The organism is Komagataeibacter melomenusus, assembly GCF_013155395.1.
Classification (GTDB): Bacteria; Pseudomonadota; Alphaproteobacteria; order Acetobacterales; family Acetobacteraceae; genus Komagataeibacter; species Komagataeibacter melomenusus.
In genome coordinates, this window is record NZ_JABJWC010000029.1 from 1 (window position 1) to 26232 (window position 26232).

Annotated in this window: 27 protein-coding genes and 1 pseudogene; all 28 read left to right on the forward strand. The window is 62.4% G+C overall.

Annotation, left to right across the window (positions count from 1 at the left end):
* Positions 1–74: 74 nt before the first annotated feature.
* Positions 75–2096 (forward strand): annotated as a pseudogene (locus HNW77_RS11385) (efflux RND transporter permease subunit); the annotation flags it as partial.
* Entirely contained in the window at positions 2093–3379 is a 1287-nt protein-coding gene (locus HNW77_RS11390) for an efflux RND transporter periplasmic adaptor subunit (protein WP_172157767.1), read from the forward strand. The pseudogene HNW77_RS11385 and the gene HNW77_RS11390, both read left to right, overlap by 4 nt.
* Positions 3376–5019 (forward strand): efflux transporter outer membrane subunit, encoded by a 1644-nt coding sequence (locus tag HNW77_RS11395; RefSeq protein WP_172157768.1) that lies wholly within the window; start codon positions 3376–3378, stop codon positions 5017–5019. The genes HNW77_RS11390 and HNW77_RS11395 overlap by 4 nt, the downstream gene beginning before the upstream one ends.
* A 106-nt stretch (positions 5020–5125) precedes the next feature.
* Positions 5126–5560 (forward strand): 50S ribosomal protein L11, encoded by a 435-nt coding sequence (gene rplK, locus HNW77_RS11400; protein ID WP_010513094.1) that lies wholly within the window; start codon positions 5126–5128, stop codon positions 5558–5560.
* A gap of 5 nt (positions 5561–5565) precedes the next feature.
* The gene (gene rplA / locus HNW77_RS11405; protein ID WP_172157769.1) at positions 5566–6261 is read left to right on the forward strand and encodes a 50S ribosomal protein L1; all 696 of its coding nucleotides are present in this window, start codon (positions 5566–5568) and stop codon (positions 6259–6261) included.
* A 279-nt stretch (positions 6262–6540) separates the two neighbouring features.
* Positions 6541–7059, forward strand: coding sequence for a 50S ribosomal protein L10 (gene rplJ / locus HNW77_RS11410; protein WP_172157770.1), 519 nt, complete (start codon positions 6541–6543; stop codon positions 7057–7059).
* Between the two features lie 103 nt (positions 7060–7162).
* Positions 7163–7537: a 50S ribosomal protein L7/L12 gene (gene rplL, locus HNW77_RS11415; RefSeq protein WP_172157771.1), complete on the forward strand. Its 375-nt coding sequence runs from the start codon at positions 7163–7165 to the stop codon at positions 7535–7537.
* Between the two features lie 256 nt (positions 7538–7793).
* Complete coding sequence (gene rpoB, locus HNW77_RS11420; RefSeq protein WP_172157773.1) at positions 7794–11966, forward strand: DNA-directed RNA polymerase subunit beta; 4173 nt, start codon at positions 7794–7796, stop codon at positions 11964–11966.
* A 102-nt stretch (positions 11967–12068) separates the two neighbouring features.
* Positions 12069–16262, forward strand: coding sequence for a DNA-directed RNA polymerase subunit beta' (gene rpoC / locus HNW77_RS11425; RefSeq protein ID WP_172157775.1), 4194 nt, complete (start codon positions 12069–12071; stop codon positions 16260–16262).
* 414 nt (positions 16263–16676) lie between these two features.
* Positions 16677–17048, forward strand: coding sequence for a 30S ribosomal protein S12 (gene rpsL / locus HNW77_RS11430; RefSeq protein WP_003621118.1), 372 nt, complete (start codon positions 16677–16679; stop codon positions 17046–17048).
* Positions 17049–17063: 15 nt separating this feature from the next.
* Positions 17064–17540, forward strand: a complete 477-nt coding sequence (gene rpsG, locus HNW77_RS11435; protein ID WP_007399617.1) for a 30S ribosomal protein S7 — start codon at positions 17064–17066, stop codon at positions 17538–17540.
* Between the two features lie 93 nt (positions 17541–17633).
* Entirely contained in the window at positions 17634–18824 is a 1191-nt protein-coding gene (gene tuf, locus HNW77_RS11440) for an elongation factor Tu (RefSeq protein ID WP_172157777.1), read from the forward strand.
* 105 nt (positions 18825–18929) lie between these two features.
* Positions 18930–19238, forward strand: a complete 309-nt coding sequence (rpsJ, locus tag HNW77_RS11445; protein ID WP_007282720.1) for a 30S ribosomal protein S10 — start codon at positions 18930–18932, stop codon at positions 19236–19238.
* Positions 19239–19248: 10 nt separating this feature from the next.
* Positions 19249–19932 carry a 50S ribosomal protein L3 gene (gene rplC / locus HNW77_RS11450; RefSeq protein ID WP_061271393.1) on the forward strand — a complete coding sequence of 228 codons (684 nt, stop codon included), beginning with the start codon at positions 19249–19251 and terminating at the stop codon, positions 19930–19932.
* Positions 19933–19944: 12 nt separating this feature from the next.
* Entirely contained in the window at positions 19945–20559 is a 615-nt protein-coding gene (gene rplD, locus HNW77_RS11455; RefSeq protein ID WP_061271391.1) for a 50S ribosomal protein L4, read from the forward strand.
* 35 nt (positions 20560–20594) lie between these two features.
* Complete coding sequence (locus HNW77_RS11460) at positions 20595–20891, forward strand: 50S ribosomal protein L23 (protein ID WP_172157796.1); 297 nt, start codon at positions 20595–20597, stop codon at positions 20889–20891.
* A 16-nt stretch (positions 20892–20907) separates the two neighbouring features.
* Positions 20908–21738, forward strand: coding sequence for a 50S ribosomal protein L2 (gene rplB, locus HNW77_RS11465; protein ID WP_130730317.1), 831 nt, complete (start codon positions 20908–20910; stop codon positions 21736–21738).
* A gap of 12 nt (positions 21739–21750) precedes the next feature.
* On the forward strand, positions 21751–22029 hold the full coding sequence (rpsS, locus tag HNW77_RS11470) for a 30S ribosomal protein S19 (RefSeq protein WP_007399623.1): 279 nt from the start codon (positions 21751–21753) through the stop codon (positions 22027–22029).
* Positions 22030–22031: 2 nt separating this feature from the next.
* Positions 22032–22433 carry a 50S ribosomal protein L22 gene (rplV, locus tag HNW77_RS11475; protein ID WP_007399624.1) on the forward strand — a complete coding sequence of 134 codons (402 nt, stop codon included), beginning with the start codon at positions 22032–22034 and terminating at the stop codon, positions 22431–22433.
* A 3-nt stretch (positions 22434–22436) separates the two neighbouring features.
* Positions 22437–23114 carry a 30S ribosomal protein S3 gene (rpsC, locus tag HNW77_RS11480; RefSeq protein WP_061271387.1) on the forward strand — a complete coding sequence of 226 codons (678 nt, stop codon included), beginning with the start codon at positions 22437–22439 and terminating at the stop codon, positions 23112–23114.
* Between the two features lie 53 nt (positions 23115–23167).
* Positions 23168–23584 (forward strand): 50S ribosomal protein L16, encoded by a 417-nt coding sequence (gene rplP / locus HNW77_RS11485; protein ID WP_007399626.1) that lies wholly within the window; start codon positions 23168–23170, stop codon positions 23582–23584.
* Position 23585: 1 nt separating this feature from the next.
* Positions 23586–23822 carry a 50S ribosomal protein L29 gene (rpmC, locus tag HNW77_RS11490; RefSeq protein WP_159262189.1) on the forward strand — a complete coding sequence of 79 codons (237 nt, stop codon included), beginning with the start codon at positions 23586–23588 and terminating at the stop codon, positions 23820–23822.
* 13 nt (positions 23823–23835) lie between these two features.
* Positions 23836–24117, forward strand: a complete 282-nt coding sequence (gene rpsQ / locus HNW77_RS11495; RefSeq protein ID WP_061271381.1) for a 30S ribosomal protein S17 — start codon at positions 23836–23838, stop codon at positions 24115–24117.
* 14 nt (positions 24118–24131) lie between these two features.
* Positions 24132–24500, forward strand: coding sequence for a 50S ribosomal protein L14 (rplN, locus tag HNW77_RS11500; RefSeq protein ID WP_061271379.1), 369 nt, complete (start codon positions 24132–24134; stop codon positions 24498–24500).
* Positions 24500–24820 (forward strand): 50S ribosomal protein L24, encoded by a 321-nt coding sequence (gene rplX, locus HNW77_RS11505; RefSeq protein WP_172157779.1) that lies wholly within the window; start codon positions 24500–24502, stop codon positions 24818–24820. Before rplN ends, rplX begins: the two co-directional genes overlap by 1 nt.
* A gap of 10 nt (positions 24821–24830) precedes the next feature.
* Positions 24831–25400: a 50S ribosomal protein L5 gene (gene rplE, locus HNW77_RS11510; RefSeq protein ID WP_061271377.1), complete on the forward strand. Its 570-nt coding sequence runs from the start codon at positions 24831–24833 to the stop codon at positions 25398–25400.
* A 105-nt stretch (positions 25401–25505) separates the two neighbouring features.
* Positions 25506–25811 carry a 30S ribosomal protein S14 gene (rpsN, locus tag HNW77_RS11515; RefSeq protein ID WP_061271375.1) on the forward strand — a complete coding sequence of 102 codons (306 nt, stop codon included), beginning with the start codon at positions 25506–25508 and terminating at the stop codon, positions 25809–25811.
* A gap of 12 nt (positions 25812–25823) precedes the next feature.
* Positions 25824–26222: a 30S ribosomal protein S8 gene (gene rpsH, locus HNW77_RS11520; protein ID WP_010506719.1), complete on the forward strand. Its 399-nt coding sequence runs from the start codon at positions 25824–25826 to the stop codon at positions 26220–26222.
* Positions 26223–26232: the final 10 nt, after the last annotated feature.

Consider the following 26232-nt stretch of genomic DNA (forward strand, 5'->3'; position numbering starts at 1 on the left):
CCCGTAAGCTGGAACAGCGGCATCCACACGATACAGATGCACAATGTCGAGACGAAGGTGGGAATGACGATCTGGTTGGCGGTCTCGCGCTGGCCGTGGGCATTCTGGTCGATGATGCGACGGTGATGATCGAGAACATCGACGCGCATCTGGAAATGGAGAAGGACCTGGAAACGGCCATCATCGATGCCGCCAACCAGATCGTCATTCCCACCTTCGTCTCGACATTGTGCATCTGTATCGTGTGGATGCCGCTGTTCCAGCTTACGGGCGTTGCGGGCTGGCTGTTCATGCCCATGGCGGAAGCCATCATCTTCGCCATGATCGCATCGTTCATCCTGTCGCGCACGCTGGTGCCGACCATGGCCAAATACATGCTTGCAGCCCAGGTTGCGGCGCACGCCAAGGCAAAGGCGGAGGGCGGCCATCATGAGCCGACCAACATCTTCGGGCGCTTCCAGCAGGGCTTCGAGCGGCGTTTCGTCACCTTCCGCAACAGCTACAAGGCGCTGCTCGAGCACCTGCTGCTCATCCGCGGGCGTTTCGTGCCGATCTTCGGCCTTGCGGCGTTCGCCTCGCTGGGGCTGCTGCTGTTTGCCGGGCAGGACTTCTTCCCCGAGATCAATTCCAACGCGCTGGCCATTCACATGCGCGCGCCCATGGGCACCAAGATCGCGGAAGCGGGCAAGATCGCCATGCTGGTCAATGGCGAGATCGAGCGCCTGCTGCCCGGCCAGGTCGAGGGCATTGTCAATAACTGCGGCCTGCCGTTCAGCCCGCTCAACCAGGCGTTCATTCCCACGCCCACCGTCGGCGCGCAGGACTGCGACCTGACCGTGACGCTGAAGGACGAGGAAGCGCCGGTGGCGAAGTTCCGCGGCATCCTGCGCAAGGGGCTGGCCGAGAAATTCCCTGGCACCGACATTACCTTCATGCCCGCCGACCTGACCGCCAAGATCCTGAATTTCGGGCTGCCCGCGCCGCTCGACGTGCAGGTATCGGGGCGCAACCTGTATGACAATTTCGACTTTGCCGAGAAACTGGCCGAGAAACTGCGCCACGTGACCGGCATTGCCGACGTGTCGGTGCAGGAACCGCTCAACACGCCCACGCTGCGCGTCAATGCGCGCCGCACCTACGCGCTGGGCACCGGGCTTACGGAAGCGGACGTGGCCAATAACGCGCTTGCCGTGCTGTCGGGCAGCGGGCAGGTGGCGCCGACCTACTGGCTCGACCCCAAGACCGGGGTGTCGCATCTGGTCGATATCCAGACGCCGCTGCAGTTCCTGCAGACCATGAACGACCTCGAGACCATTCCCATCGACAAGGGTGACGGCAACCCGTCCGACAAGCCGCCCCAGATCCTTGGCGGCCTGAGCGAGATCGTGCAGACCGGCACGCCGGGCGAGGTGTCGCACTACAACATCATGCCCGTGTTCAACATCTATGCCTCGAACGAGGGGCTGGACCTTGGCGCGGTCTCGCGTGAGGTCGGGCGCGTGGTGGATGAAGCCCGCAAGGAACTGCCACGGGGCTCGAGCCTGACCATCTATGGCCAGGCCTCGACCATGAACGGGGCCTATACCCAGCTGATCGGCGGCCTCGCGATGTCGATCCTGCTGGTGTACCTGATCATCGTGGTCAACTTCCAGTCCTGGCTGGACCCGTTCATCATCATCACAGCCCTGCCGGGCGCCCTTGGCGGCATTGCATGGGCGCTGTTTCTCACGCACACGGCGCTGTCGGTTCCGGCGCTGACGGGGGCGATCATGTGCATGGGCACGGCCACGGCCAACTCCATCCTTGTCGTGTCATTCGCGCGTGAGCGGATGGACCTGCATGGCGATGCGGTGAAGGCCGCGATCGAGGCGGGTTACGAGCGTATCCGCCCGGTGCTGATGACGGCTTCGGCCATGATCATCGGCATGCTGCCCATGTCGCTGAGCAATTCACAGAATGCACCGCTCGGGCGCGCGGTGATGGGTGGCCTGCTGGTGGCCACCTGCGCCACGCTGCTGTTCGTGCCGTGCGTTTTTGCGCTGATCCATTCCAGAAAGTCCAAGAAAGCCGCCGCAGGCGAAGGAGAGCACGCATGACCGCCTCAGGGGAAAACCAGACGCCGCGCATGTCCAGGCGTGGGCGGCTGTACGTGACCCTTGGCGGGGTTGTGGTGGCTGCCATCGTTGCCGGGGGCATTCTCGAGCGGCGTATCCATGTTTCGAACCTGAAGGATGCGGCGCAGGATGCCGCCATCCCGCGCGTGCAGGTCATCACGGCTGAAAAAAGCCCCGCCACCCGCACGCTCGACCTGCCGGGCAACATCTCGGCATGGTACCAGGCGCCGATCTACGCGCAGGTCTCGGGCTATGTGCAGATGTGGTACAAGGATATCGGCGCCAAGGTGAAGGCGGGCGAGATCCTGGCCACCATCGACACGCCGGGCCTTGATGCGCAGTACGCGGCCTCAAAGGCCAATTTCGACGTGGCGATGGCGCGTTACCGCCTGGCGCAGATCACGGCCAGGCGCTGGCGTGCGCTGCAGGGCACGCAGGCGGTCTCGCAGCAGGAGGTGGACGTGCAGGCCGCCGATGCCGAGGCCCGGCAGGCCGAGGTCGAGGCCGCCCGCCACGAGGTCTCGCGCTATGCGGCGCTGATCGGCTTCAAGCAGCTTGTCGCCCCCTTTGATGGCGTGGTCACCACCCGCCTGGCCGACGTGGGCGACTACGTGAACGCAGGCGGCGGCGATGTCTCCTCACGCGGGACGGCGACCGAACTGTTCAGCGTGGCCGATGTGCACCGCATGCGCGTGTTCGTGTCCGTGCCGCAGGATTATGCCGACATCATCAGCCCCAAGCTGGAGGGTGACGTGTCGGTGCCGCAATATCCGGGCCGGGTGTTCAAGGCCAAGTTCCTCGCCACCGCCAAGGCATTCAACGCGGGCACCCGCACCGTGACCACTGAACTGGTGGTCGATAACGACAAGCGCGAACTGTGGCCCGATTCTTACGCCAATGTACACTTTGTCGCACCCGGTGACCCCGATATCCTGATAGTGCCTGAAGGCGCGCTCGTGTTCCGTGCGCAGGGCATGCAGGTGGCGATCGTGGACAAGGACGACCGCATCCGCCTGCATAATGTAACGGTGGGGACGAACCTGGGTACCAAAGTGCAGATCCTGGCGGGAATCGGCCCGCAGGACCGGATTGTGAACAACCCCTCGGCAGGGCTGCTGGAAGGCCAGAAGGTCTATCTGGTCGGATCGACGCCCGGCTATAACGATGCAGGCGCCATGGCGTCGCCCGCCGTGGGCAAGGGAGATGACGTGCGGGCCATGCCAGCAGGAGACAGCAGTGCAAGTGACGCGGGAGTGCGTCAATGAGTGCAGCGCCGCGCAGCCGGTCACGCCATATCCCGTCCCGCCGCATGCTTTCGTGTCGCATGCTTTCCCTGGCAGGCTGCGCCGCCCTTGCAGGCAGCCTGGCCGGGTGCGTGGACCTGGCGCCCAAATATCGCCACCAGCACTACCTCCTGCCCGATAACTGGAAGGGCGACAGCCTGATGCAGTATGGCACGCCGCAGGATGGCGCGCCGCGCGGGGACTGGTGGAGCGTGTTCAACGACTCCACCCTCGATGACCTCGAGGACCGCGCCAGCCGCATGAACCCCAACCTGCAGGCCGATGCGGAAACCTTCACCCAGGCGCGTGACATCGCGGCCGAGGCGCAGTCCAACCTGTATCCGCAGATATCGGGTAGTACCGGCGCCTCGAACAACCAGGCGTCGTCGCACAGGCTGTGGCGTGGCGCGGGTTCGACGGGGCCGATCTACATGTCATCCGAGCAGTACAGCGCCACGGCACGGTGGGAGCCGGATTTCTGGTCGTCCATCCGTAACCGCAGGCGGGTGCAGCAGCGCATGGCGCAGGCGGCAGCAGCGGATTTTGCGGTGGCCCGGCTGAGCATCCAGTCCGAACTGGCCAATGATTACATGCAGTTGCGCGGCATGGACGCGCAGCACGCCGTCTATCTCGACTCGATCCGCTATTACCAGACCGCCGTGCAGATCACGAAGATGCGGCAGGCGGGCGCGATTGCGGCGGGTATTGACGTTGCGCGTGCCGAGACCCAGCTTGCCTCCACCCAGGCGGCCGATACCGACCTGCAGGCCCATCGCGCGGTGATGGAGCACGCCATTGCCATCCTGTGCAACGTGGCGCCCGCGAGTTTCCATATCACGCCGCGTGCGCAGATCAGCTTCCCCAAGGTGAAAATACCCGTGGGCCTGCCCTCCACCCTGCTGGAGCGGCGGCCTGACATCGCCAGCGCCGAGCGGCACATGGCGGCGGCCAACCGGGCCATCGGCATCTCGCGCGCGGCGTTCTACCCGCACGTGACCTTCAGCGCGATGGCCGGTTTCATGGATAACGGCTTCACGCTCGATAAGATCGCCAACGGCATGTACAACTATGCCGCCCAGGCGGTGCTGCCGCTGTTCCAGGGCGGCCTGCGCCGGGCGGAACTGCAGCGCAACTGGTCGCAGTACCGCCAGTCGGAAGACCAGTACCGCGCCACCGTGCTTGATGCCTTCAAGGACGTGGAGGACGGGCTGAGCATGACGCATGACCTCAATATCGAGGCTGGCCAGCAGGCCGAGGCCGTGCAGGCCTCCATGCGCACGCAGAACATGACCATGCAGCTCTATACCGGCGGCCTGACCAATTACCTCGACGTGGTGGTGGCGCAGGTCGCCGCCCTGCAGGCCCGCATTGCCGAGGTGCAGGTCGAGACCCGCTACATGCAGGCGCAGGTGGAACTCATCCGCTCGCTCGGTGGTGGCTGGACCACGGCCGAACTGCCCAACAACAAACAGATCCGCCCGTTTGACGTGATGCAGTACAGCCATCTGCGCATGCCAAAGGCGGTCAATGGCGTGAATGTCGATAACAGCCCCGAGTCCCTTGATCTGTCCGGCAGCGGATTCCATGACAAAGACTTGACAGGCACCCCAAAACAGCGGTAGGTGCGCGCCTCTTATCGGAACGCGGGAGGTCGCCCTCCCTGCCCATGCGGGGTAGCGGGCGGCCACCAGAACCGCGGTCCGGGTGAAACAGTCAGGAGCCCCGGATATGGCCAAAAAAATCGTTGGCTACATCAAGCTGCAAATCCCCGCCGGCAAGGCGAATCCGTCACCGCCGGTTGGTCCGGCACTGGGTCAGCGCGGCCTGAACATCATGCAGTTCTGCAAGGAGTTCAACGCCAAGACGCAGGGCCTCGAGCCCGGTATGCCGATTCCCGTCGTCATCACCGCCTATGCCGACCGTACGTTCAGCTTCATCACCAAGACCCCGCCGAACACCTACTTCCTGATGAAGGCTGCCAAGATCTCCAAGGGCAGCTCGACCGTAGGCAAGGCCGCGAGCGTTGGTAAGGTGACCATCGCGCAGCTGCGCGAGATTGCCGAGACGAAGCAGAAAGACATGAACGCCAACGACATCGACGGCGCCGTGCGCATGCTGGCAGGTTCTGCCCGCTCCATGGGCCTCGACGTGGTGGAGGGCTGATACCAATGGCAAAGAACAAGCGTCTGACCGCAGCCCGCGCCGCAGTCGATCCCACCAAGCAGTATGGCCTCGATGAGGCGATCAGCCTGATCAAGAACAACGCCAAGGCGAAGTTCGACGAGACGGTCGAGATCTCCATGAACCTGGGCATCGACCCGCGTCATGCCGACCAGATGGTCCGTGGCCTGCTGTCCCTGCCCAACGGCACGGGCAAGACCCTGCGCGTTGGCGTGTTCGCCCGCGGCCCCAAGGCCGAGGAAGCGAAGGCCGCCGGTGCCGACGTGGTCGGCGCGGAAGACCTGGCCGAGAAGGTGCAGGCTGGCGAGATCGAGTTCGACCGCTGCATTGCCACGCCGGACATGATGGCGCTGGTGGGGCGCCTGGGCAAGATCCTCGGCCCGCGTGGCCTGATGCCCAACCCCAAGCTGGGCACCGTGACCATGGACGTGAAGGGCGCGGTCTCCGCCGCCAAATCCGGCCAGGTCGAGTACCGCGCCGAAAAGGCCGGTATCGTGCATGCAGGCGTTGGCAAGGCATCGTTTGACGAAGCCAAGCTGGCCGAGAACATCCGCGCGTTCGTGGATGCCGTGCAGAAGGCCCGCCCCACGGGTGCCAAGGGCACGTATGTGAAGAAGATCGCCCTGTCCTCCACCATGGGGCCGGGTGTTACGGTTGATGTCGCCGCTTTCACGGCGGGCTGATTAACCAAGGAATGACCCTTTCCTGCTAAGGGGGAGGGGACAGGGGCTGGCGGCCTGGCCGCCAGTTTCCGAACCTGTCCATGACCGGATGTGGCGCAAGCCTTGATGGCCCCAAAAGGGTCGCAGCCGGGAGACGGGGATTACCGGATCGGGGCGAAAGCCCACACTGGTTGTTCCGTTAAAAGGACAGGCGAACCGGGATGCACCGGCCTGTCGGCGCATCCCCAGGGTAAACCCTACCTGCTGGCCCAGGCTGGCAGGTGATGATGGAGACGGGATTTGGACCGTACGGAGAAGCGGGAGTTTGTTGCCTCCCTCGCAGCCGTGTTCGCTGAAACGTCCATGGTCATTGTCACCCGTAATGACGGGCTGAGCGTGGCTGATGTGACGGACCTTCGGCGGCGCGTGCGTGCGGCTGGAGCGACACACAAGGTCGCGAAGAACCGGCTGGCCTCTCTCGCCCTGGCAGGGACCCAGTTCGAAGGCATCAAGCCGCTGCTCAAGGGGCCGACCGCGCTGTCGTGGGCGGATGAACCGGTAGCCGTGGCGAAGGTGCTCGTCGAGTTCGCCAAAACCAATGACAAGCTTGTTCTGCTCGGCGGATCGCTTGGTGCCCAGACGCTCAGCGTCGAAAGCATCAAGGCTCTGGCCGAACTGCCGTCGCTTGACGTTCTGCGCGCGCAGCTGGTGGGGCTCATCTCCACCCCCGCTACGCGGATCGCAGGCGTGCTGCAGGCGCCGGCCGGACAGCTTGCACGGGTTTTTGGTGCCTATGCCAAGACGGGCGAAGCCGCCTGAGACCCCATGGCCCGGCCCGCCGGGCTATCAACAAAACGGCATTTTCCCTAAAAAACGGGATTGTGTCGTGCCAACCAGTGTATAAATTAGGAAGACCAATATCATGGCCGATCTGAACAAGATTGTTGAAGACCTGTCCGCCCTGACCGTTCTGGAAGCGGCTGAGCTGTCCAAGCTGCTGGAAGACAAGTGGGGCGTTTCCGCCGCTGCTCCGGCCGCTGTTGCCGTTGCTCCGCAGGGCGGTGGCGCTGCTCCGGCAGAAGAGAAGACCGAATTTGACGTGGTCCTGGCCAAGGCCGGCGACAAGAAGATCAACGTGATCAAGGAAATCCGTGCGATCACGGGTCTGGGCCTGAAGGAAGCCAAGGACCTGGTCGAGGGCGCGCCCAAGACCATCAAGGAAGGCGCCAGCAAGGATGAAGCCGAGAAGATCAAGAAGACCCTTGAAGACAACGGCGCTTCGGTCGAAATCAAATAAGTTGGCCAATCGGGATGCGTCGTTTATGACGCACTCAGGCTGATTGTTCAGGTGAGGGTGGAAACCGTCTGGTTTCCGCCCCCTTGGGCGTTACAGGCACCCTGGCCGCGAGGCTTCGGGTGCCTTTGGCGGTAGTGAAAGGTTGGTCGGGCGCAGGTCCGGTCGATCTGCCAAGGATTTTCAAGGGCCGCGCAGTCCGCGTGACATGACCATGTCACGACCGTGCGGGCCTGTGTGGATGGGGGCTGGATAGGCGATGAACGCGATTACGAAATCGTTCACGGGACGCAAACGCATCCGCAAGAGCTTCGGGCACATACCCGAAGTGGCTCCGATGCCCAATCTGATCGACGTGCAGCGGGCAAGCTACGAGACGTTCCTTCAGATGAATGTGGCGCCCGACAGCCGGACGCCGACGGGCCTGCAGGAAGTGTTCCGTTCCGTCTTTCCGATCAATGACTTCGCGGGGCGCGGGCGTCTTGAGTTCGTCAGCTACGAACTCGAGGAGCCGAAATACGACGTTGAGGAATGCATCCAGCGCGGGCTGACCTTTGCCGCCCCGCTGAAGGTGATCCTGCGCCTGATCGTATGGGACGTGGATGAGGATACCGGGTCGCGCTCGATCCGCGATATCAAGGAGCAGCCGGTCTATATGGGCGACATGCCGCTCATGACCGATAACGGCACGTTCATCATCAATGGCACCGAGCGCGTCATCGTCAGCCAGATGCACCGCAGCCCTGGCGTGTTCTTTGACCACGACAAGGGCAAGACCCACTCCTCGGGCAAGTTCCTGTTTGCCGCGCGCGTCATTCCCTATCGTGGCTCGTGGCTCGATTTCGAGTTCGACAGCAAGGACCTGATCTACGTCCGCATCGACCGCAAGCGCAAGCTGCCGGTCACGACGCTGCTGTACGCGCTGGAAGGCGCCGCCTCCGAGGCCGCCCGCGCCGCCAAGGCCGCCGAGGGCGGGGATGTGGAGTCGATGGAAATCCAGGGCATGGACCCTGATGAGATCCTGTCCTACTTCTACGGCAAGGTGGAGTTTACCAAGACCGAGAAGGGCTGGGCGCGCCGCTTCGATGCCGAGGCCTTCCGTGGCCAGAAGCTGCTTGAGCCGCTGATCGATGCCCAGACCGGCGAGGAAGTGGCCCCGGCCGACGCCAAGCTGACCGCGCGCATGGTCCGCAAGATCGCCGAGACCACCAAGGAAGTGCTGGTTGGCCCTGCAGGGCTGATCGGTCGCTTCATTGCCAGCGACATCGTCAACGAGCACACCGGCGAGATCTATGCCGAAGCGGGCGACGAACTGACCGAGCAGAAGCTTGAGGAACTGGAAAACGAGGGCCTGACCACGCTGACCACCCTGGCGGTGGACGCGGCCAATGGCCCGTGGATCCGCAACACGCTGGCCGTGGACAAGAATGCCTCCCGCGAGGAAGCGCTGACCGACATCTACCGTGTCATGCGCCCCGGCGAGCCGCCCACGCCCGAGACGGCGGAAGCGATGTTCTCCGGCCTGTTCTTCGATCCCGACCGCTATGACCTGTCCGCCGTGGGTCGCGTGAAGATGAACATGCGCCTTGGCGTGGACGTGCCCGACACGGTGCGCGTGCTGCGCAAGGAAGACATCCTGCGCACCGTCAAGATCATGTGCGAACTCAAGGACGGTCGCGGCGCGATCGACGATATCGACAACCTTGGCAACCGTCGTGTCCGCTCCGTGGGCGAACTGATGGAAAACCAGTACCGCGTTGGCCTGCTGCGCATGGAGCGCGCCATCCGCGAGCGCATGGGCTCGGTCGATATCGATACGGTCATGCCGCATGACCTGATCAACGCCAAGCCCGCTGCGGCCGCCGTGCGCGAGTTCTTCGGTTCCTCGCAGCTCAGCCAGTTCATGGACCAGACCAACCCGCTGTCGGAAGTGACGCACAAGCGCCGCCTCTCGGCGCTTGGCCCGGGTGGCCTGACCCGTGAGCGCGCAGGCTTCGAAGTCCGTGACGTGCACCCGACGCATTATGGCCGCATCTGCCCGATCGAGACGCCGGAAGGCCCGAATATCGGCCTGATCAACTCGCTGGCCACCTATGCCAAGGTGAACAAGTACGGCTTTATCGAGACCCCGTACCGCATGGTCGAGGACGGCGTGCTTCAGGATGGCTGGAAATATCTTTCCGCCATGGAAGAAGAGAAGCTGATCGTCGCCCAGGCGGACGCAAAGCAGGACGCGCAGGGCCACCTGACCGATGATCTGGTGTCCGTGCGTCGTGGCGGCGACTTCCGCCAGGTGCCTCCGACCGAAGTGACCGCCTGCGACGTCTCGCCCAAGCAGCTTGTCTCGGTAGCCGCGGCACTCATTCCGTTCCTTGAGAACGATGACGCCAACCGCGCCCTGATGGGTTCGAACATGCAGCGCCAGGCCGTGCCGCTGGTGCGCTCGGATGCGCCGCTGGTCGGCACGGGCATGGAAGCGGCCGTGGCGCACGATTCCGGTGCCGCCATCGTGGCCCGCCGCCATGGCGTGGTCGACCAGATCGACGGCGCGCGCATCGTGGTGCGCGCCACCGATGAGGGCGGCGCCACGCAGGGCGTTGATATCTACCGGCTGCGCAAATACATGCGCTCCAACCAGTCCACCTGCATCAACCAGCGTCCGCTGGTGCGCGTGGGCGATGAAGTGCGCCCGGGCGAGATCATTGCCGATGGTCCCTCCACCGAACTGGGTGAACTGGCGCTGGGCCGGAACGTGCTGGTCGCGTTCATGCCCTGGAACGGTTACAACTTTGAAGATTCGATCCTGATTTCCGAGCGGATCGCGCGTGATGACGTGTTTACCTCGATCCATATCGAGGAATTCGAGGTCATGGCCCGTGACACCAAGCTGGGCCAGGAAGAAATCACGCGCGATATTCCCAATGTCGGCGAGGAAGCCCTGCGCAACCTCGACGAGGCGGGCATCGTCTATGTCGGCGCGGAAGTGAACCCCGGCGATATCCTGATCGGCAAGGTCACGCCCAAGGGCGAAAGCCCGATGACGCCGGAAGAAAAGCTGCTGCGCGCCATCTTTGGCGAAAAGGCGTCCGACGTTCGTGACACCTCGCTCAAGCTGCCGCCCGGCACGACCGGCACCATCGTGGATGTGCGCGTCTTCTCCCGCCGTGGCGTGGACAAGGACGAGCGCGCGATGGCCATCGAGCGCGCCGAGATCGAGCGCCTCGCCAAGGACCGTGATGACGAGCGCGCCATCCAGGAGCGTTCCTTCTACAACCGTCTGCGCGAGCACCTGATCGGCCAGACGGCGGGGGCCGGCTTCAAGGGCATCCGCTCGGGCACCGAGATCACGGATGAGGTCCTGTCCGAGCATCCGCGTGGCGCGTGGCGTAACATCACCGTCGTGTCCGATGAGGTCATGGCGGAGCTTGAAACCCTGCGCCGCGAGTTTGACGCGGCAGTGGCCAAGATCCAGGCCCGCTTCGACAACAAGGTCGAGAAGCTGCAGCGCGGCGATGAACTGCCGCCGGGCGTGATGAAGATGGTCAAGGTCTTTGTCGCGGTGAAGCGCAAGCTGCAGCCGGGTGACAAGATGGCCGGCCGCCACGGCAACAAGGGTGTCGTCTCGCGCGTCGTGCCGGTGGAAGACATGCCGTTCCTCGAGGATGGCACGTCGGTTGACATCGTGCTCAACCCGCTCGGCGTGCCCTCGCGCATGAATGTGGGGCAGATCCTCGAGACGCATCTGGGCTGGGCCTGCGCCAATATCGGCCGCCAGATCGGCCAGCTGGCCAATGACTACCAGCGCACGGGCGAGAAGCGGCAGGAACTGCTTGATGAACTGAAGTCGGTCTATGGCGACGCGGTTTATGACGAGCAGATCGGCGACATGACCGATGCCCAGCTGCTCGAGCTGTGCGGCAACCTGCGCAAGGGCGTGCCGATCGCGACCCCGGTGTTCGATGGCGCGTCCATTCCCGATATCGAGGCGATGCTGACCCGCGCGGGCGTGGACAAGTCCGGCCAGTCGCAACTGATCGACGGACGCACGGGCGAGCCGTTCGAGCGCAAGACCACGGTTGGCTACATCTACATGCTCAAGCTGCATCATCTTGTTGATGACAAGATCCATGCCCGCTCCATCGGCCCGTATTCGCTGGTGACCCAGCAGCCGCTGGGCGGTAAGGCGCAGTTCGGTGGGCAGCGCTTTGGTGAGATGGAAGTGTGGGCGCTCGAAGCCTACGGCGCGGCCTACACGCTGCAGGAAATGCTGACGGTCAAATCGGATGACGTGTCCGGTCGTACCAAGGTCTATGAGGCCATCGTGCGCGAGCAGGATGATTTCGAGGCCGGTATTCCGGAAAGCTTCAACGTGCTGATCAAGGAACTGAAGTCCCTTGGCCTGAATGTTGACCTGGAACAGAGCGGTAACTGATCCGGTCGGCATGTTGCACGTCGGTTCATCTATTTTTCTTTCAGGAGTGGAGGCAGGTGCGGCGCCTGCTTCCGCTTCATTCCCTCAGGGGGTTTGCGGCGCATGAATGAACTCATGAAGATCCTTGGCCAGGGCGGCCAGGCCATGACCTTTGACCAGATCAAGATCCAGCTGGCCTCGGCCGAGCAGATCCGTTCGTGGTCCTATGGCGAGATCAAGAAGCCCGAGACCATCAACTACCGGACCTTCAAGCCGGAGCGTGATGGCCTGTTCTGCGCGCGGATTTTTGGTCCGATCAAGGACTATGAATGTCTGTGCGGCAAGTACAAGCGGATGAAGTTCCGCGGCATCATCTGCGAAAAATGCGGCGTTGAAGTTACGCTGGCCAAGGTGCGCCGCGAGCGCATGGGCCATATCGAACTGGCCAGCCCGGTTGCGCATATCTGGTTCCTGAAGTCCCTGCCCAGCCGGATCGGCCTGATGGTCGACATGACGCTGAAGGATCTGGAAAAGATCCTGTATTTCGAGAGCTATGTGGTGCTCGAGCCCGGCACCTCGCCGCTCAAGCAGTACAGCCTGCTGACGGAAGACCAGTATCTCGATGTCATGGACGAGCATGGCGACGAGGGCATCGAGGTCGGCATTGGCGCGGAAGCGATCAAGAAGATCCTCGAGCGCATCGACTGCAAGGTCGAGAAGGAAGAACTGCGCCTCGAGCTGAAAGAGACCACGTCCGAGGCCAAGCGCAAGAAGCTGGTCAAGCGCCTGAAGCTGGTCGAGGCCTTTGCCGACAGTGAATCGCGCCCGGAATGGATGATCCTGGACCTCGTGCCGGTCATTCCGCCCGAGCTGCGCCCGCTGGTGCCGCTTGATGGCGGCCGCTTTGCCACGTCTGACCTGAATGACCTGTACCGTCGCGTCATCAACCGTAACAACCGCCTCAAGCGGCTGATCGAGCTGCGCGCGCCCGACATCATCGTGCGTAACGAAAAGCGCATGCTGCAGGAATCGGTCGATGCGCTGTTCGATAACGGCCGCCGTGGCCGCGCCATCACGGGTGCCAACAAGCGTCCGCTCAAGTCGCTGTCCGACATGCTCAAGGGCAAGCAGGGCCGCTTCCGCCAGAACCTGCTCGGCAAGCGCGTCGACTATTCGGGCCGTTCGGTCATCGTGGTGGGGCCGGAGCTGAAGCTGCACCAGTGCGGCCTGCCCAAGAAGATGGCGCTCGAACTGTTCAAGCCGTTCATCTACTCCAAGCTGGAAAAATACGGTCACGCCACCACCATCAAGGCTGCCAAGCGGATGGTGGAAAAGGAACGTCCCGAAGTGTGGGATATCCTTGAAGAGGTGATCCGCGAGCATCCGGTCATGCTCAACCGCGCGCCCACGCTGCACCGTCTGGGCATCCAGGCGTTCGAGCCGGTGCTGATCGAAGGCAAGGCCATCCAGCTCCACCCGCTGGTCTGCACCGCGTTCAACGCCGACTTCGATGGCGACCAGATGGCCGTGCACGTGCCGCTGAGCCTCGAGGCGCAGCTTGAAGCCCGCGTGCTGATGATGTCGACCAACAACATCCTCAGCCCGGCCAACGGCAAGCCCATCATCGTGCCGTCGCAGGATATCGTGCTGGGGCTGTACTATCTCAGCCTCGAGACGCCCGAATTCCGCGCAACGCCCGACAAGAACAGCTACGACGACAAGGGGCAGGTGACCGTGACCGGCGCGCCGTCCTTCTCCAGCGTGGGTGAAGTGGAATACGCGCTGAGCACGGGCGCGGTGAAGCTGCACGACAAGATCCGCGCGCGCATCGAGAGCTTCGATGCCGAGGGCAAGACCGTGCGTGAGACGGTGGTCACCACGCCGGGCCGCATGCTCGTCGCCCAGATCCTGCCGCGCAACCCGGCGCTGCCGTTCTCGCTGATCAACCGCCAGTTGACCAAGAAGATCGTGTCGGACGTGATCGATGCGGTTTACCGTCACTGCGGCCAGAAGGAATGCGTGATCTTCTGTGACCGCCTGATGGGCCTTGGTTTCCGCCACGCCGCGCGTTCGGGCATTTCCTTCGGCAAGGACGACATGATCGTCCCCGTCGAGAAGAAGGAACTCGTCGACCGCACCGCCGCCGAGGTGAAGGAATTCGAGCAGCAGTATCAGGACGGCCTGATCACCGCGGGCGAGCGCTACAACAAGGTGGTCGATGCCTGGTCGCGCTGCACCGATGAGGTGCAGGCCGCGATGATGAAGGAGATCTCCAAGCAGGAGATTGGCAAGCCCACCAACTCGGTGTGGATGATGAGCCACTCCGGTGCCCGTGGGTCGCCAGCGCAGATGAAGCAGCTTGCCGGCATGCGTGGCCTGATGGCCAAGCCGTCGGGCGAGATCATCGAGCAGCCGATCATCGCCAACTTCAAGGAAGGCCTGTCGGTTCTCGATTACTTCACCTCCAGCCACGGTGCGCGTAAGGGCCTGGCCGATACCGCGCTCAAGACTGCCAACTCGGGTTACCTGACCCGCCGCCTCGTTGACGTGGCGCAGGACAGCATCATCGTCGAGGAAGATTGCGGCACCGAGCGTGGCCTGACCGTGCGTGCGGTCATGGATGGCGGCGAAGTCGTGGCCTCCCTGTCCGAGCGGATGCTTGGCCGCACGCTGGCCGCCGACGTGCTCGACCCGGCAACGGGCAAGGTGCTGTTCCCGCGCAATACCCTGATCGAGGAAGCCGAGGCCGAGCAGATCGAGAAGGCGGGTGTCGAAAGCCTGCTGATCCGCTCCGTGCTGACCTGTGACAGCCGCGTGGGCGTGTGTGGCCACTGCTATGGCCGTGACCTTGCACGCGGCACGCCGGTCAATATCGGTGAGGCCGTGGGTGTTATCGCCGCCCAGTCCATCGGTGAGCCGGGCACGCAGCTGACCATGCGTACCTTCCATATCGGTGGTGCGGCGCAGCGTGGCGCCGAACAGTCGATGGTCGAGGCCTCGCGTGATGGCAAGGTGACGATCCGCAACAAGAACGTGGTGCATAACAGCCAGAACGTGCCCATCGTCATGTCGCGCAACTGCGAGATCCTGCTGACCGATGACCGCGGCACCGAACGCGCCCGCTACCGCGTGCCCTATGGTGCGCGCCTGCTGGTCGAGGATGGTGCCGAGGTGGCCCGTGGCCAGAAGATGGCCGAGTGGGACCCGTACACCCTGCCCATCATCACCGAGCAGCCTGGCAAGGTGGAATATCTCGACCTGATCGACTCCATCACCCTGGTGGAGCGGATGGATGAGGTGACCGGCCTGACCTCGAAGGTGGTCGTGGACTACAAGCAGGCTTCCAAGGGGATCGACCTGCGTCCGCGCCTGCAGCTCAAGGACGCCAACGGCGACGTGGTGAAGCTGGCCAACGGTAACGATGCCCGCTACTTCCTGTCGCCTGACTCGCTGCTCTCGGTCGAGAACGGCGCGCAGGTCAACGCAGGTGACGTGCTGGCGCGTATCCCGCGTGAAGGTTCCAAGACGCGTGACATTACCGGTGGTCTGCCGCGCGTGGCGGAACTGTTCGAGGCCCGCCGCCCGAAGGATCACGCCATCATCTCGGAAACCGAGGGGCGTGTGGAATTCGGCAAGGACTACAAGTCCAAGCGCCGCGTCATCGTCAAGAACGACGAGACGGGCGAGGAGACGGATTACCTCATCCCCAAGGGCAAGCACGTTTCCGTTCAGGAAGGCGACTTTGTCCAGGTGGGCGATCCGCTCGTCGACGGGCCGCGCGTGCCGCATGACATCCTCAAGGTGCTGGGTGTCGAGGCGCTGTCCGACTACCTCGTCAACGAGATCCAGGACGTCTACCGACTGCAGGGCGTGAAGATCAATGACAAGCACATCGAAGTCATTGTCCGCCAGATGCTGCAGAAGGTGGAAATCCTTGAGCCGGGCGATACGACCTACCTGATCGGCGAGACGGTGGACCGTATCGAATACGAGGAAGAGAATGCCAAGCGCCTGAGCCTGGGCGAACATCCTGCCGTGGCCATGCCGGTGCTGCAGGGTATCACCAAGGCTTCGCTGCAGACGCAGTCCTTCATCTCGGCGGCCTCCTTCCAGGAGACCACCCGTGTCCTCACCGAGGCCGCTACGGCGGGCAAGAAGGATACGCTCAACGGCCTGAAGGAGAACGTCATCGTCGGCCGCCTGATCCCGGCAGGGACGGGCAGCGTGATGAACAAGCTCCGCGCGGTTGCCGCGGGCGAGGACAAGCAGCGCCTCGCCAAGGCCCGTGCCGCCGTGCCGCCCAAGGCGGCCGAGTAACATACGAGAGAAATGCCGGATGGCGGGGGACCGCTATCCGGCATGATTCGGTGCTGCACTATTGTCACCATCCGATTCAGGCGGTATCAGCAGCCTGACGGAGCGGTGCTCCGAGTCTGGCGGAACAGAGTCGTTACGCCAGACTGCTAGCGAATCCTGCGCAAGGCTTGACTTTTGGTCAGTTTGCCCGTAGGTAACGCGCCCTCGGCTAGCCCTGTCTGAAAGACGTCGTTGGCCGTCGAATGCAGCATGCAGGCATGCGGTGCCGCAGTCCGGGAATCGGGCTGCCCAGGCCGGATGTAAATATGATGCCCGAACGGATGGTTGTCATTCGTTGGGGTTTTGTTGTGAACGACAGTCGGCAACCAGATATGGGGTTGGCCGGCCGAATTTTGTAAGGATCGGGAAAGGCGTATGCCGACCATCAACCAGTTGATCGCGAAAGGTCGCGAACCCGCAGCCAAACGCAATAAGGTTCCTGCCCTGCAGGGCTGTCCGCAGAAGCGTGGCGTTTGCACTCGTGTTTACACAACCACACCGAAGAAGCCGAACTCGGCTCTGCGTAAGGTGGCAAAAGTACGCCTGACCAACGGTTATGAGGTTGTGAGCTATATTCCGGGTGAGGGGCATAACCTCCAGGAACATAGCGTTGTCCTGATCCGTGGTGGTCGCGTTAAGGATCTTCCTGGCGTGCGTTATCACATCCTGCGCGGCGTTCTGGACACCCAGGGTATCGCCAAGCGTCGTCAGCGTCGCTCGCTCTATGGCGCGAAGCGTCCTAAGTAAAAGGAATAACGAGGCATGAGTCGCCGTCATCGCGCAGTCAAGCGCGAGATTCTTCCCGATCCGAAATTTGGTGATGTCGTCATTACGCGTTTCATGAACGCCCTGATGTACGACGGCAAGAAGTCCACCGCTGAAGGGATCGTCTATGGCGCCCTTGAGGTGCTGCGCCGCCGTGGTGGTGCCGCGGCCGACCCTGTGGTCATGTTCCACAGCGCGCTGGACAACGTCAAGCCGGCTGTCGAGGTGCGTTCCCGCCGTGTTGGTGGCGCCACCTACCAGGTTCCGGTCGAAGTCCGGGCCGAGCGTCGTCAGGCGCTGGCCATCCGCTGGCTGATCGACGCCTCGCGCAAGCGTGGCGAGAACACCATGCAGGATCGCCTGTCGAACGAACTTCTTGACGCCGTCAACAATCGTGGCGCCGCGGTCAAGAAGCGCGAAGACACGCACCGCATGGCCGAAGCCAACAAGGCATTCAGTCATTACCGCTGGTAAAGGCGGTCAGGCCGGTTTATTGACCGGCCCGGCTTCCGAAACGGAACTTTCCAACCCGACTCTCGGCACGAGGCCGAGTTAACGGAGAAAACGATGGCAAAGGCTAAATTTGAGCGGAATAAGCCGCACTGCAACATCGGCACGATTGGTCACGTCGATCACGGCAAGACCTCGCTGACCGCTGCTATCACCAAGACGCTGGCGAAGTCCGGCGGCGCGGAATTCAAGGCGTACGACATGATCGACGCCGCTCCTGAAGAGCGCGCCCGTGGCATCACCATCTCGACCGCGCACGTCGAGTACGAGACCGCGAAGCGTCACTACGCACACGTCGACTGCCCCGGCCACGCTGACTATGTGAAGAACATGATCACCGGTGCCGCGCAGATGGACGGCGCGATCCTGGTCGTGTCGGCCGCTGATGGCCCGATGCCCCAGACCCGCGAGCACATCCTGCTTGCCCGCCAGGTTGGCGTGCCGGCCCTGGTCGTCTTCCTGAACAAGGTTGACCAGGTTGATGATCCCGAGCTGCTCGAGCTGGTGGAAATGGAAGTGCGCGAGCTGCTTTCCGCTTACCAGTTCCCCGGCGACGATATCCCCATCATCAAGGGTTCGGCCCTGGTGACGCTGGAAGATGGCGATGCGGAAGTGGGCGAGAACCGCGTTCTCGACCTGATGAACGCTGTGGATGAATACATCCCGCAGCCGGAGCGTCCGATCGACCGTCCGTTCCTGATGCCGATCGAAGACGTGTTCTCCATCTCGGGCCGTGGCACCGTGGTGACGGGCCGTGTCGAGCGTGGCGCCGTGAACGTGGGCGACGAAATCGAGATCGTTGGCCTGCGCCCGACGCAGAAGACGACCGTGACCGGCGTGGAAATGTTCCGCAAGCTGCTTGATCGTGGTGAAGCAGGCGACAACATCGGCGCGCTGCTGCGTGGCACGAAGCGTGAAGACGTTGAGCGTGGCCAGGTGCTGGCAAAGCCGGGTTCGATCACCCCGCACACCAAGTTCAAGGCGGAAGCCTACATCCTGACGAAGGAAGAGGGTGGCCGTCACACGCCGTTCTTCACCAACTATCGTCCGCAGTTCTATTTCCGCACGACCGACGTTACCGGCGTCGTTCACCTGCCCGAAGGCACGGAAATGGTCATGCCTGGCGATAACGTCGCCATGGATGTCGAGCTGATCGCTCCGATCGCCATGGATGAAGGCCTGCGCTTCGCTATCCGCGAAGGCGGCCGCACCGTTGGTGCAGGTGTTGTTGCTTCCATCACGGCGTGATTGGACAGTAACTGAACTGTGGCATCCCGGTCGGAGCAATCTGGCCGGGTTTCCATTGCGGATCGGGTTCCCCCGAATCAGGTAAAGTTGGACTGAAACAGAAAGATGGACAACCAGAACATCCGCATTCGCCTGAAGGCGTACGATCATCGGGTGCTAGACAACAGCACGAAGGAGATCGTCAATACGGCGAAGCGTACGGGTGCGCGGGTTCGGGGTCCTATCCCGCTGCCGACGCATATTGAACGGTTTACCGTAAACCGCTCCCCCCACGTGGATAAGAAAAGCCGCGAGCAGTTCGAAATTCGGACCCATCGCCGGCTGCTCGACATTGTCGAGCCGACCCCGCAGACCGTGGACGCTCTCATGAAACTCGACCTCGCCGCTGGCGTAGATGTCGAGATTAAACTCTAAGGTCCAGACGATGCGCACCGGATTGATCGCAAAAAAGCTGGGTATGACCCGGCTGTTCAAGGAAGACGGCACACATGTGCCGGTGACTGTCCTGCAGCTTGATGATCTGCAGGTGGTTGATGTTCGCACCACCGAGCGTGATGGCTATACGGCCGTCCAGCTTGGCGCGGGCAAGGCCAAGGTCAAAAATGTGTCCAAGCCGAACCGCGGCCATTTTGCCAAGGCCAAGGTCGAGCCCAAGAAGAAGCTGGCGGAATTCCGTGTATCGGATGACGCCGTCCTGGAAGTCGGGGCTTCTCTGTCCGCCGCCCATTTCGTGGTGGGGCAGAAGGTGGACGTTACCGGCACCAGCAAGGGTAAGGGTTTTGCCGGCGCGATGAAGCGCTGGAACTTTGCCGGTCTCGAAGCCACCCACGGTGTCTCGATCAGTCACCGTTCGCACGGTTCCACGGGTAACCGCCAGGATCCGGGCAAGGTTTTCAAGAACAAGAAGATGGCCGGCCATCTCGGTTCCGAGCGTATCACCACGCTGAACCTTGAGGTTGCGGCTGTTGACGCCGAAAAGAACCTGATCATGATCCGCGGCTCCGTGCCGGGCGGAAAGAATGAAACGGTTCTCGTTCGTGATGCGATCAAGAAGGCCCGTCATGCCGAGGCGCCGTATCCGGCGGCCCTGGTTGAGGCTGCGGGCTGAGGATAGAGGGCAATGGATTACGAGATCAAAACCCTCGATAACGGAAGCGCAGGTACCGCCAGCCTTCCCGACGAGATTTTCGCCGCAACGCCGCGCACGGACATCCTGGCGCGTGTGGTGCACTGGCAGCTGGCCAAGCGCCGGGCTGGTACGCACAAGGTCAAGGGCATGGGGGAAGTCTCCGGCACGACCAAGAAGCCGTACCGCCAGAAGGGCACGGGTAGCGCCCGCCAGGGCTCGCTGCGTGCACCGCAGTACCGCACAGGTGGTATCGTTCATGGCCCCGTGGTGCGTGACCATGGCTATGACCTGCCCAAGAAGGTGCGCCGCCTCGGCCTGATTTCCGCCCTGTCGCAGAAGGCGGCGGAAGGCAAGCTGGTGGTGCTCGACGCCGCCACCGCCTCGGGCAAGTCGGCCGAACTGGCCAAGAAGCTGAAGGTCCTGGGCTGGACATCCGCGCTGATCGTGGATGCCGCGGTTGAAGAGAACTTTGGCCGTGCTGCGCGCAACCTGCCGAAGATCGACATTCTTCCGACAGTGGGCGCCAATGTCTACGATATCCTGAACCACGATGTGCTCGCGATCACGCGCGCCGGGGTTGAGGGTCTGAAGGAGCGTCTGGCATGACCAACATCCTGGCAATCCGCAAGAAGGCGGAACGCATGTCTCGGGAAGCGATGTACGACATCATCCGCTCCCCCCTGATCACGGAAAAGGCGACCGCCCTTTCCGAGAAGAACCAGGTCGGTTTCAAGGTCGCGATCAGCGCCACGAAGCCGGAGATCAAGGTTGCAGTCGAGACGCTGTTTGGCGTGAAGGTTCTGGGTGTGAACACGCTCATCCAGAAGGGAAAGGCCAAGCGCTTCAAGGGACGTCCCGGCCAGCGTTCGGATGTTAAGAAAGCGTTTGTTCAGCTTGCAGAAGGTCAGTCCATCGACCTGACCGCGAAGCTGGTCTGACGCGGGGTGACAAGAAATGGCATTGAAGCACTTTAATCCAGTTACCCCCAGCCTGCGCGGAACGGTTCTGATCGACCGCAAGGAGCTGTGGAAAGGCAAGCCCGTCAAGGGCCTGACCGAGGGGAAGAACAAGAGCGGCGGCCGTAACAACCACGGTCGCACCACCTCGCGTTTCATCGGTGGCGGTCACAAGCAGTCCTATCGTTATGTTGACTTCAAGCGTCGCAAGTTCGACGTGGTCGGCACGGTGGAGCGGCTGGAATACGATCCCAACCGCACCGCGTTCATCGCGCTCATCAAGTACGCTGATGGCGAACTGGCCTATATCATCGCGCCGCAGCGCCTCAAGGCAGGTGACGAAGTCATCGCCGGTGCGCGCGCCGATATCAAGCCGGGCAACGCCATGCCCCTGTCTGCCGTTCCGGTGGGCACGATCATCCACAACATCGAGCTCAAGGCCGGTGCTGGTGGCAAGATCGCCCGCTCGGCTGGCACGTATGCGCAGCTGGTCGGCAAGGACATGGGCTATGCCCAGATCAAGCTGCAGTCCGGTGAACTGCGTGTTGTGCGTGCGGAATGCATGGCCACCATCGGTGCCGTGTCCAACCCGGACAACATGAACCAGCACCTGGGCAAGGCCGGCCGCAATCGCTGGCTGGGCCGCCGCCCGCACAACCGTGGTGTCGTCATGAACCCGGTTGACCATCCGCATGGTGGTGGTGAAGGACGCACTTCGGGTGGGCGTCATCCGGTTACGCCATGGGGCAAGCCGACTAAGGGTTACAAGACCAGGGTCAACAAGCGTACGGACAGTCTGATCATCCGTCGCCGGAAGACCGGCAAGTAAGGGGCATTTAAGATGGCACGTTCCGTCTGGAAGGGCCCGTTCGTGGACGGGTATCTGCTGAACAAAGCCGATGCATCGCGCGCGTCGGGCCGTAACGAAGTGATCAAGATCTGGTCGCGTCGATCCACCATCCTGCCGCAGTTCGTCGGACTGACGTTCGGCGTCTATAACGGGCACAAATTCCTGCCCGTGCAGGTTTCCGAGAACATGGTGGGGCACAAGTTCGGTGAGTTCTCACCGACCCGTACCTTCACGGGTCATTCTTCGGACAAGAAAGCGAAGCGGGGCTGATCATGAGCAAGCCTAAGCATCCGCGCACGCTCGCGGAAACCGAGGCGCAGGCGCTGACGCGGAACATCCGCATCAGCCCGCGCAAGCTGAACCTTGTTGCGGGTCTGATCCGCAACAAGCCGGCCGCGCAGGCAATCGCCACCCTCACATTCTCCAAGCGTCGCATTGCCCAGCAGGTCAAGAAGACGCTGGAAAGTGCGATCGCCAACGCCGAGAACAACCATCAGCTGGACGTTGACCAGCTGGTTGTTGCCCGCGCTGAGGTGGGCAAGTCGATCGTGATGCGTCGTTTCCACGCACGTGGTCGTGGCCGTTCGGCCCGCATCGAGAAGTTCTTCAGCCACCTGACGATCGTCGTGGCTGAAAAGAAGCCCGAAGCTGAAACCGAAAAGAAGGCGGCCTGATCCATGGGACATAAAGTTAATCCGATCGGGCTTCGGCTCGGTATTAACCGGACATGGGACAGCCGCTGGTACGCCGATGCGGACTACGCCCGCCTGCTGCATGACGACCTGAAGCTGCGCGCCTACCTGCGCCGCAAGCTGGCTGGTGCCGGCGTGTCCCGCGTGGTGATCGAGCGCCCGGCCAAGAAGCCGCGCGTGACCATCTACGCGGCACGCCCCGGCGTGGTGATCGGCAAGAAGGGCCAGGACATCGATGTGCTGCGCAAGGACCTGGCCCGCATGGCCAAGACCGATGTGGCGCTGAACATCGTCGAGATCCGCAAGCCGGAAATCGATGCGACCCTGGTGGCCGAGAACATCGCCCAGCAGCTCGAGCGCCGCGTGGCCTTCCGTCGTGCCATGAAGCGCGCCGTGCAGTCCGCCATGCGCCTGGGTGCGCAGGGTATCCGGATCAACTGCTCGGGCCGTCTGGGCGGCGCGGAAATCGCGCGCGTCGAGTGGTATCGTGAAGGCCGGGTGCCGCTGCACACGCTGCGTGCGGATATCGACTACGGTGTGGCGACCGCCAAGACGACCTATGGCACCTGTGGTGTGAAGGTCTGGATCTTCAAGGGCGAGATTCTTGCCCATGATCCGCTGGCGCAGGACCGTCGCGCCGCCGAACAGGCCCCGCAGCGCTAACTGCGGGGTCCAATGGACCTAGATGCGCCAGGCGGCGCGTGAGGATTTGAAAAATGCTTTCTCCCAAGCGGACAAAGTACCGCAAGGCCCACAAAGGGCGCATTCATGGGTTGGCCAAGGGCGGCACAACCCTGAATTTCGGGGCTTTTGGCCTGAAGGCTCTCCAGCCTGAACGGATCACGGCCCGCCAGATCGAAGCGGCCCGCCGGGCCATTACCCGCGCCATGAAGCGTGCGGGTCGCGTCTGGATTCGGATTTTCCCTGATCTTCCGGTCTCGACAAAGCCGGCAGAAGTGCGTATGGGGTCCGGCAAGGGGTCGCCCGAATATTGGGTGGCTCGTGTGAAGCCGGGTCGAATCCTGTTCGAGATCGAAGGCGTGCCGCCGGAAGTCGCGCGTGAAGCGCTGGCTCTTGGTGCGGCAAAGCTGCCGATCAAGACGAAATTCGTGACCCGTATCGGAGAGGCGTGAGATGGCAAAGGCAACAAAGCCGGCCGATCTGCGTGCCAAGACTGTTGAAGAACTGGATACGCTTCTCGTCGATCTGAAGCGCGAGCAGTTCAATCTTCGGTTCCAGCATGCGACCGGCCAGACCGAGGGGCAGTCCCGCATGCGCGTGGTTCGTCGTGAAATCGCGCGTGTGAAGACGATTGCGACCGAGGTTGTTAAGAAGAGTTCTGCTGGCCATGCGCCGGCAGTAAAGTCCTGAAGGGAGACGGGCGATGCCAAGGCGCGTCCTGACCGGGCGGGTAACGAGCGACAAGATGGACAAGACCGTTACGGTTCTTGTCGATCGTCGCATTATCCACCCGCTGTATAAGAAGTTCATTCGTCGCTCGAAGAAGTATGCGGCGCATGACGGCTTGAACGAATGCAAGGTGGGCGACACGGTTCGCATTGAAGAATGCAAGCCGATTTCCCGCCGCAAGACCTGGACGGTCGTTGTCCGGAATGGCCAGCCGCTCGCGGCAGCCGCCGGTGCTGCGTCTGGCGCCCAGGCGTAAAGAAGGCATAGACCATGATCCATCCCGAGACCAACCTTGACGTGGCCGACAATTCCGGTGCCCGTCAGGTGCAGTGCATCAAGGTACTGGGCGGTTCCAAGCGGAAGTCTGCCTCGGTCGGCGACGTGATTGTCGTGTCCGTCAAGGAAGCCATTCCCCGCGGCAAGGTCAAGAAGGGCGACGTTCACCAGGCGGTGATCGTGCGCACTTCCTACCCCGTGCGCCGGGCCGATGGCAGCGCCATCCGTTTTGACCGCAATGCGGCCGTGCTGATCAACAAGCAGCAGGAGCCGATCGGTACCCGTATCTTTGGCCCGGTCGTGCGTGAGCTGCGTGCGCGCAAGTTCATGAAGATCATCTCGCTGGCACCGGAGGTGCTGTAATGGCTGCTCGTATCAAGAAGGGTGACCAGGTCCTGGTCACCACCGGTGGTTCCAAGGGGACCCGTGGCGAGGTCGTTACGGTCCTGCCCGCGGCCAACAAGGCCGTGGTGCGTGGCGTTGCCATTGCGAAGCGTCATACCCGTCCTTCGCGCATGGGTGAGCAGGGCGGCATTGTCCACAAGGAAATGCCGGTGCACCTGTCCAACCTGAAGCTGATCGACCCCAAGAGCGGTGACCCGACGAAAGTCGGCTTCCGCGTTCTGGAAGATGGTCGCAAGGTTCGTGTCGCCAAGGCGACCGGCGAAGTAATCGAAGGCTGAGGGGGCGGGAATGTCTGAAGTGAAAGAAGCCCGCGCCCTGCCGCGCATGCAGCAGCGTTATCAGGACGAGCTGCGCGCGAAGCTGCGCGAGGAATTCGGGTACAAGAACGAGATGCAGGTTCCGCGTCTCGAGAAGATTGTCCTGAACATGGGTGTTGGCGAAGCCGCGGGCGACCAGAAGAAGCTCGACGCTGCGGTCAAGGAAATGACCCTTATCGCTGGTCAGAAGCCGGTCAAGACGGTTGCCAAGAAGGCGATCGCCGGCTTCAAGATCCGTGAAGGTCTGCCCATCGGGTGCAAGGTGACGCTGCGCCGTGCCCAGATGTTCGAATTCCTCGATCGTTTCGTGACCATCGCCCTGCCGCGCGTGCGCGATTTCCGCGGTCTGCCGGCGAACAAGGGTTTCGACGGTCGTGGCAACTTCGCGATGGGGCTGAAGGAACAGATTGTCTTCCCGGAAATCGAATACGACAAGGTAGACGAGATCCGCGGCATGGACATCATCTTCGTGACCACCGCGAAGACGGATGCGGAAGCGAAGGCTCTGCTGAAGGCGTTTGATCTGCCCTTCGCTGCATAAAATGTAGCGAAAGGGCTTCCGTCTGAAGTCCAGAAGACCTAATACACACGTTGTTTGGAAAACCGTTGGGAATGGCCCGACAGGTTCCGGAGGGTAAAACAAGGCATGGCCAAAATTTCCGCCGTAAACCGGAATGTCAAGCGCGAGCGCATGGCAGACCGGGACCGGGCTAAGCGGACTGCATTGAAGAACATCATCATGGACCGGTCTCTGCCGGTTGAAGATCGATTCGATGCGTCGCTCAAGCTTGCTGAACTTCCTCGCAATGGGTCGCGCGTGCGCGTGCGTCTGCGCTGCAAGCTCACCGGGCGTCCTCGCGCCAATTACAGAAAGTTTGAACTCTGCCGTATCGCCCTGCGCGACCTGGCCTCCAATGGTCAGATCCCGGGCATGGTCAAGTCAAGCTGGTAAGGGCAGGGAACGATGTCACTTTCTGATCCTTTGGGTGATCTGCTCACCCGGATCCGCAATGCGCAGCGTGCACGGCATGCTGCCTGCGTGGCGCCGGCTTCCAAGCTGCGCGCCAGTGTTCTCGAGGCGCTTCGCCGCGAGGGGTATATCCGTGGTTTCTCGCGTGAGGAACTGCGCAAGGGTGTGGCCCAGCTGCGCATCGAGCTGAAATATCTCGATGGCGAGCCGGTCATCAAAGAAATCCACCGTGTGTCCAAGCCGGGGCGCCGCGTCTATTCCAAGATCAAGGAACTGCCGCGTGTCTATGCCGGGCTGGGTGTGTCGATCCTGTCGACGCCGCGTGGTGTTCTGTCCGATGCGGAGGCCCGCGCTGCCAATGTTGGCGGTGAAGTCCTCTGCCGTGTGTTCTGAGGAGGGATAA

Bases quoted from the DNA above. Each gene is read 5' to 3' on its own strand.
- HNW77_RS11390 (WP_172157767.1), top strand. From the start codon at position 2,093: ATGACCGCCTCAGGGGAAAACCAGACGCCGCGCATGTCCAGGCGTGGG.
- HNW77_RS11395 (WP_172157768.1), top strand. From the start codon at position 3,376: ATGAGTGCAGCGCCGCGCAGCCGGTCACGCCATATCCCGTCCCGCCGC.
- rplK (WP_010513094.1), top strand. From the start codon at position 5,126: ATGGCCAAAAAAATCGTTGGCTACATCAAGCTGCAAATCCCCGCCGGC.
- rplA (WP_172157769.1), top strand. From the start codon at position 5,566: ATGGCAAAGAACAAGCGTCTGACCGCAGCCCGCGCCGCAGTCGATCCC.
- rplL (WP_172157771.1), top strand. From the start codon at position 7,163: ATGGCCGATCTGAACAAGATTGTTGAAGACCTGTCCGCCCTGACCGTT.
- rpoB (WP_172157773.1), top strand. From the start codon at position 7,794: ATGAACGCGATTACGAAATCGTTCACGGGACGCAAACGCATCCGCAAG.
- rpoC (WP_172157775.1), top strand. From the start codon at position 12,069: ATGAATGAACTCATGAAGATCCTTGGCCAGGGCGGCCAGGCCATGACC.
- rpsL (WP_003621118.1), top strand. From the start codon at position 16,677: ATGCCGACCATCAACCAGTTGATCGCGAAAGGTCGCGAACCCGCAGCC.
- rpsG (WP_007399617.1), top strand. From the start codon at position 17,064: ATGAGTCGCCGTCATCGCGCAGTCAAGCGCGAGATTCTTCCCGATCCG.
- tuf (WP_172157777.1), top strand. From the start codon at position 17,634: ATGGCAAAGGCTAAATTTGAGCGGAATAAGCCGCACTGCAACATCGGC.
- rpsJ (WP_007282720.1), top strand. From the start codon at position 18,930: ATGGACAACCAGAACATCCGCATTCGCCTGAAGGCGTACGATCATCGG.
- rplC (WP_061271393.1), top strand. From the start codon at position 19,249: ATGCGCACCGGATTGATCGCAAAAAAGCTGGGTATGACCCGGCTGTTC.
- rplD (WP_061271391.1), top strand. From the start codon at position 19,945: ATGGATTACGAGATCAAAACCCTCGATAACGGAAGCGCAGGTACCGCC.
- HNW77_RS11460 (WP_172157796.1), top strand. From the start codon at position 20,595: ATGTCTCGGGAAGCGATGTACGACATCATCCGCTCCCCCCTGATCACG.
- rplB (WP_130730317.1), top strand. From the start codon at position 20,908: ATGGCATTGAAGCACTTTAATCCAGTTACCCCCAGCCTGCGCGGAACG.
- rpsS (WP_007399623.1), top strand. From the start codon at position 21,751: ATGGCACGTTCCGTCTGGAAGGGCCCGTTCGTGGACGGGTATCTGCTG.
- rplV (WP_007399624.1), top strand. From the start codon at position 22,032: ATGAGCAAGCCTAAGCATCCGCGCACGCTCGCGGAAACCGAGGCGCAG.
- rpsC (WP_061271387.1), top strand. From the start codon at position 22,437: ATGGGACATAAAGTTAATCCGATCGGGCTTCGGCTCGGTATTAACCGG.
- rplP (WP_007399626.1), top strand. From the start codon at position 23,168: ATGCTTTCTCCCAAGCGGACAAAGTACCGCAAGGCCCACAAAGGGCGC.
- rpmC (WP_159262189.1), top strand. From the start codon at position 23,586: ATGGCAAAGGCAACAAAGCCGGCCGATCTGCGTGCCAAGACTGTTGAA.
- rpsQ (WP_061271381.1), top strand. From the start codon at position 23,836: ATGCCAAGGCGCGTCCTGACCGGGCGGGTAACGAGCGACAAGATGGAC.
- rplN (WP_061271379.1), top strand. From the start codon at position 24,132: ATGATCCATCCCGAGACCAACCTTGACGTGGCCGACAATTCCGGTGCC.
- rplX (WP_172157779.1), top strand. From the start codon at position 24,500: ATGGCTGCTCGTATCAAGAAGGGTGACCAGGTCCTGGTCACCACCGGT.
- rplE (WP_061271377.1), top strand. From the start codon at position 24,831: ATGTCTGAAGTGAAAGAAGCCCGCGCCCTGCCGCGCATGCAGCAGCGT.
- rpsN (WP_061271375.1), top strand. From the start codon at position 25,506: ATGGCCAAAATTTCCGCCGTAAACCGGAATGTCAAGCGCGAGCGCATG.
- rpsH (WP_010506719.1), top strand. From the start codon at position 25,824: ATGTCACTTTCTGATCCTTTGGGTGATCTGCTCACCCGGATCCGCAAT.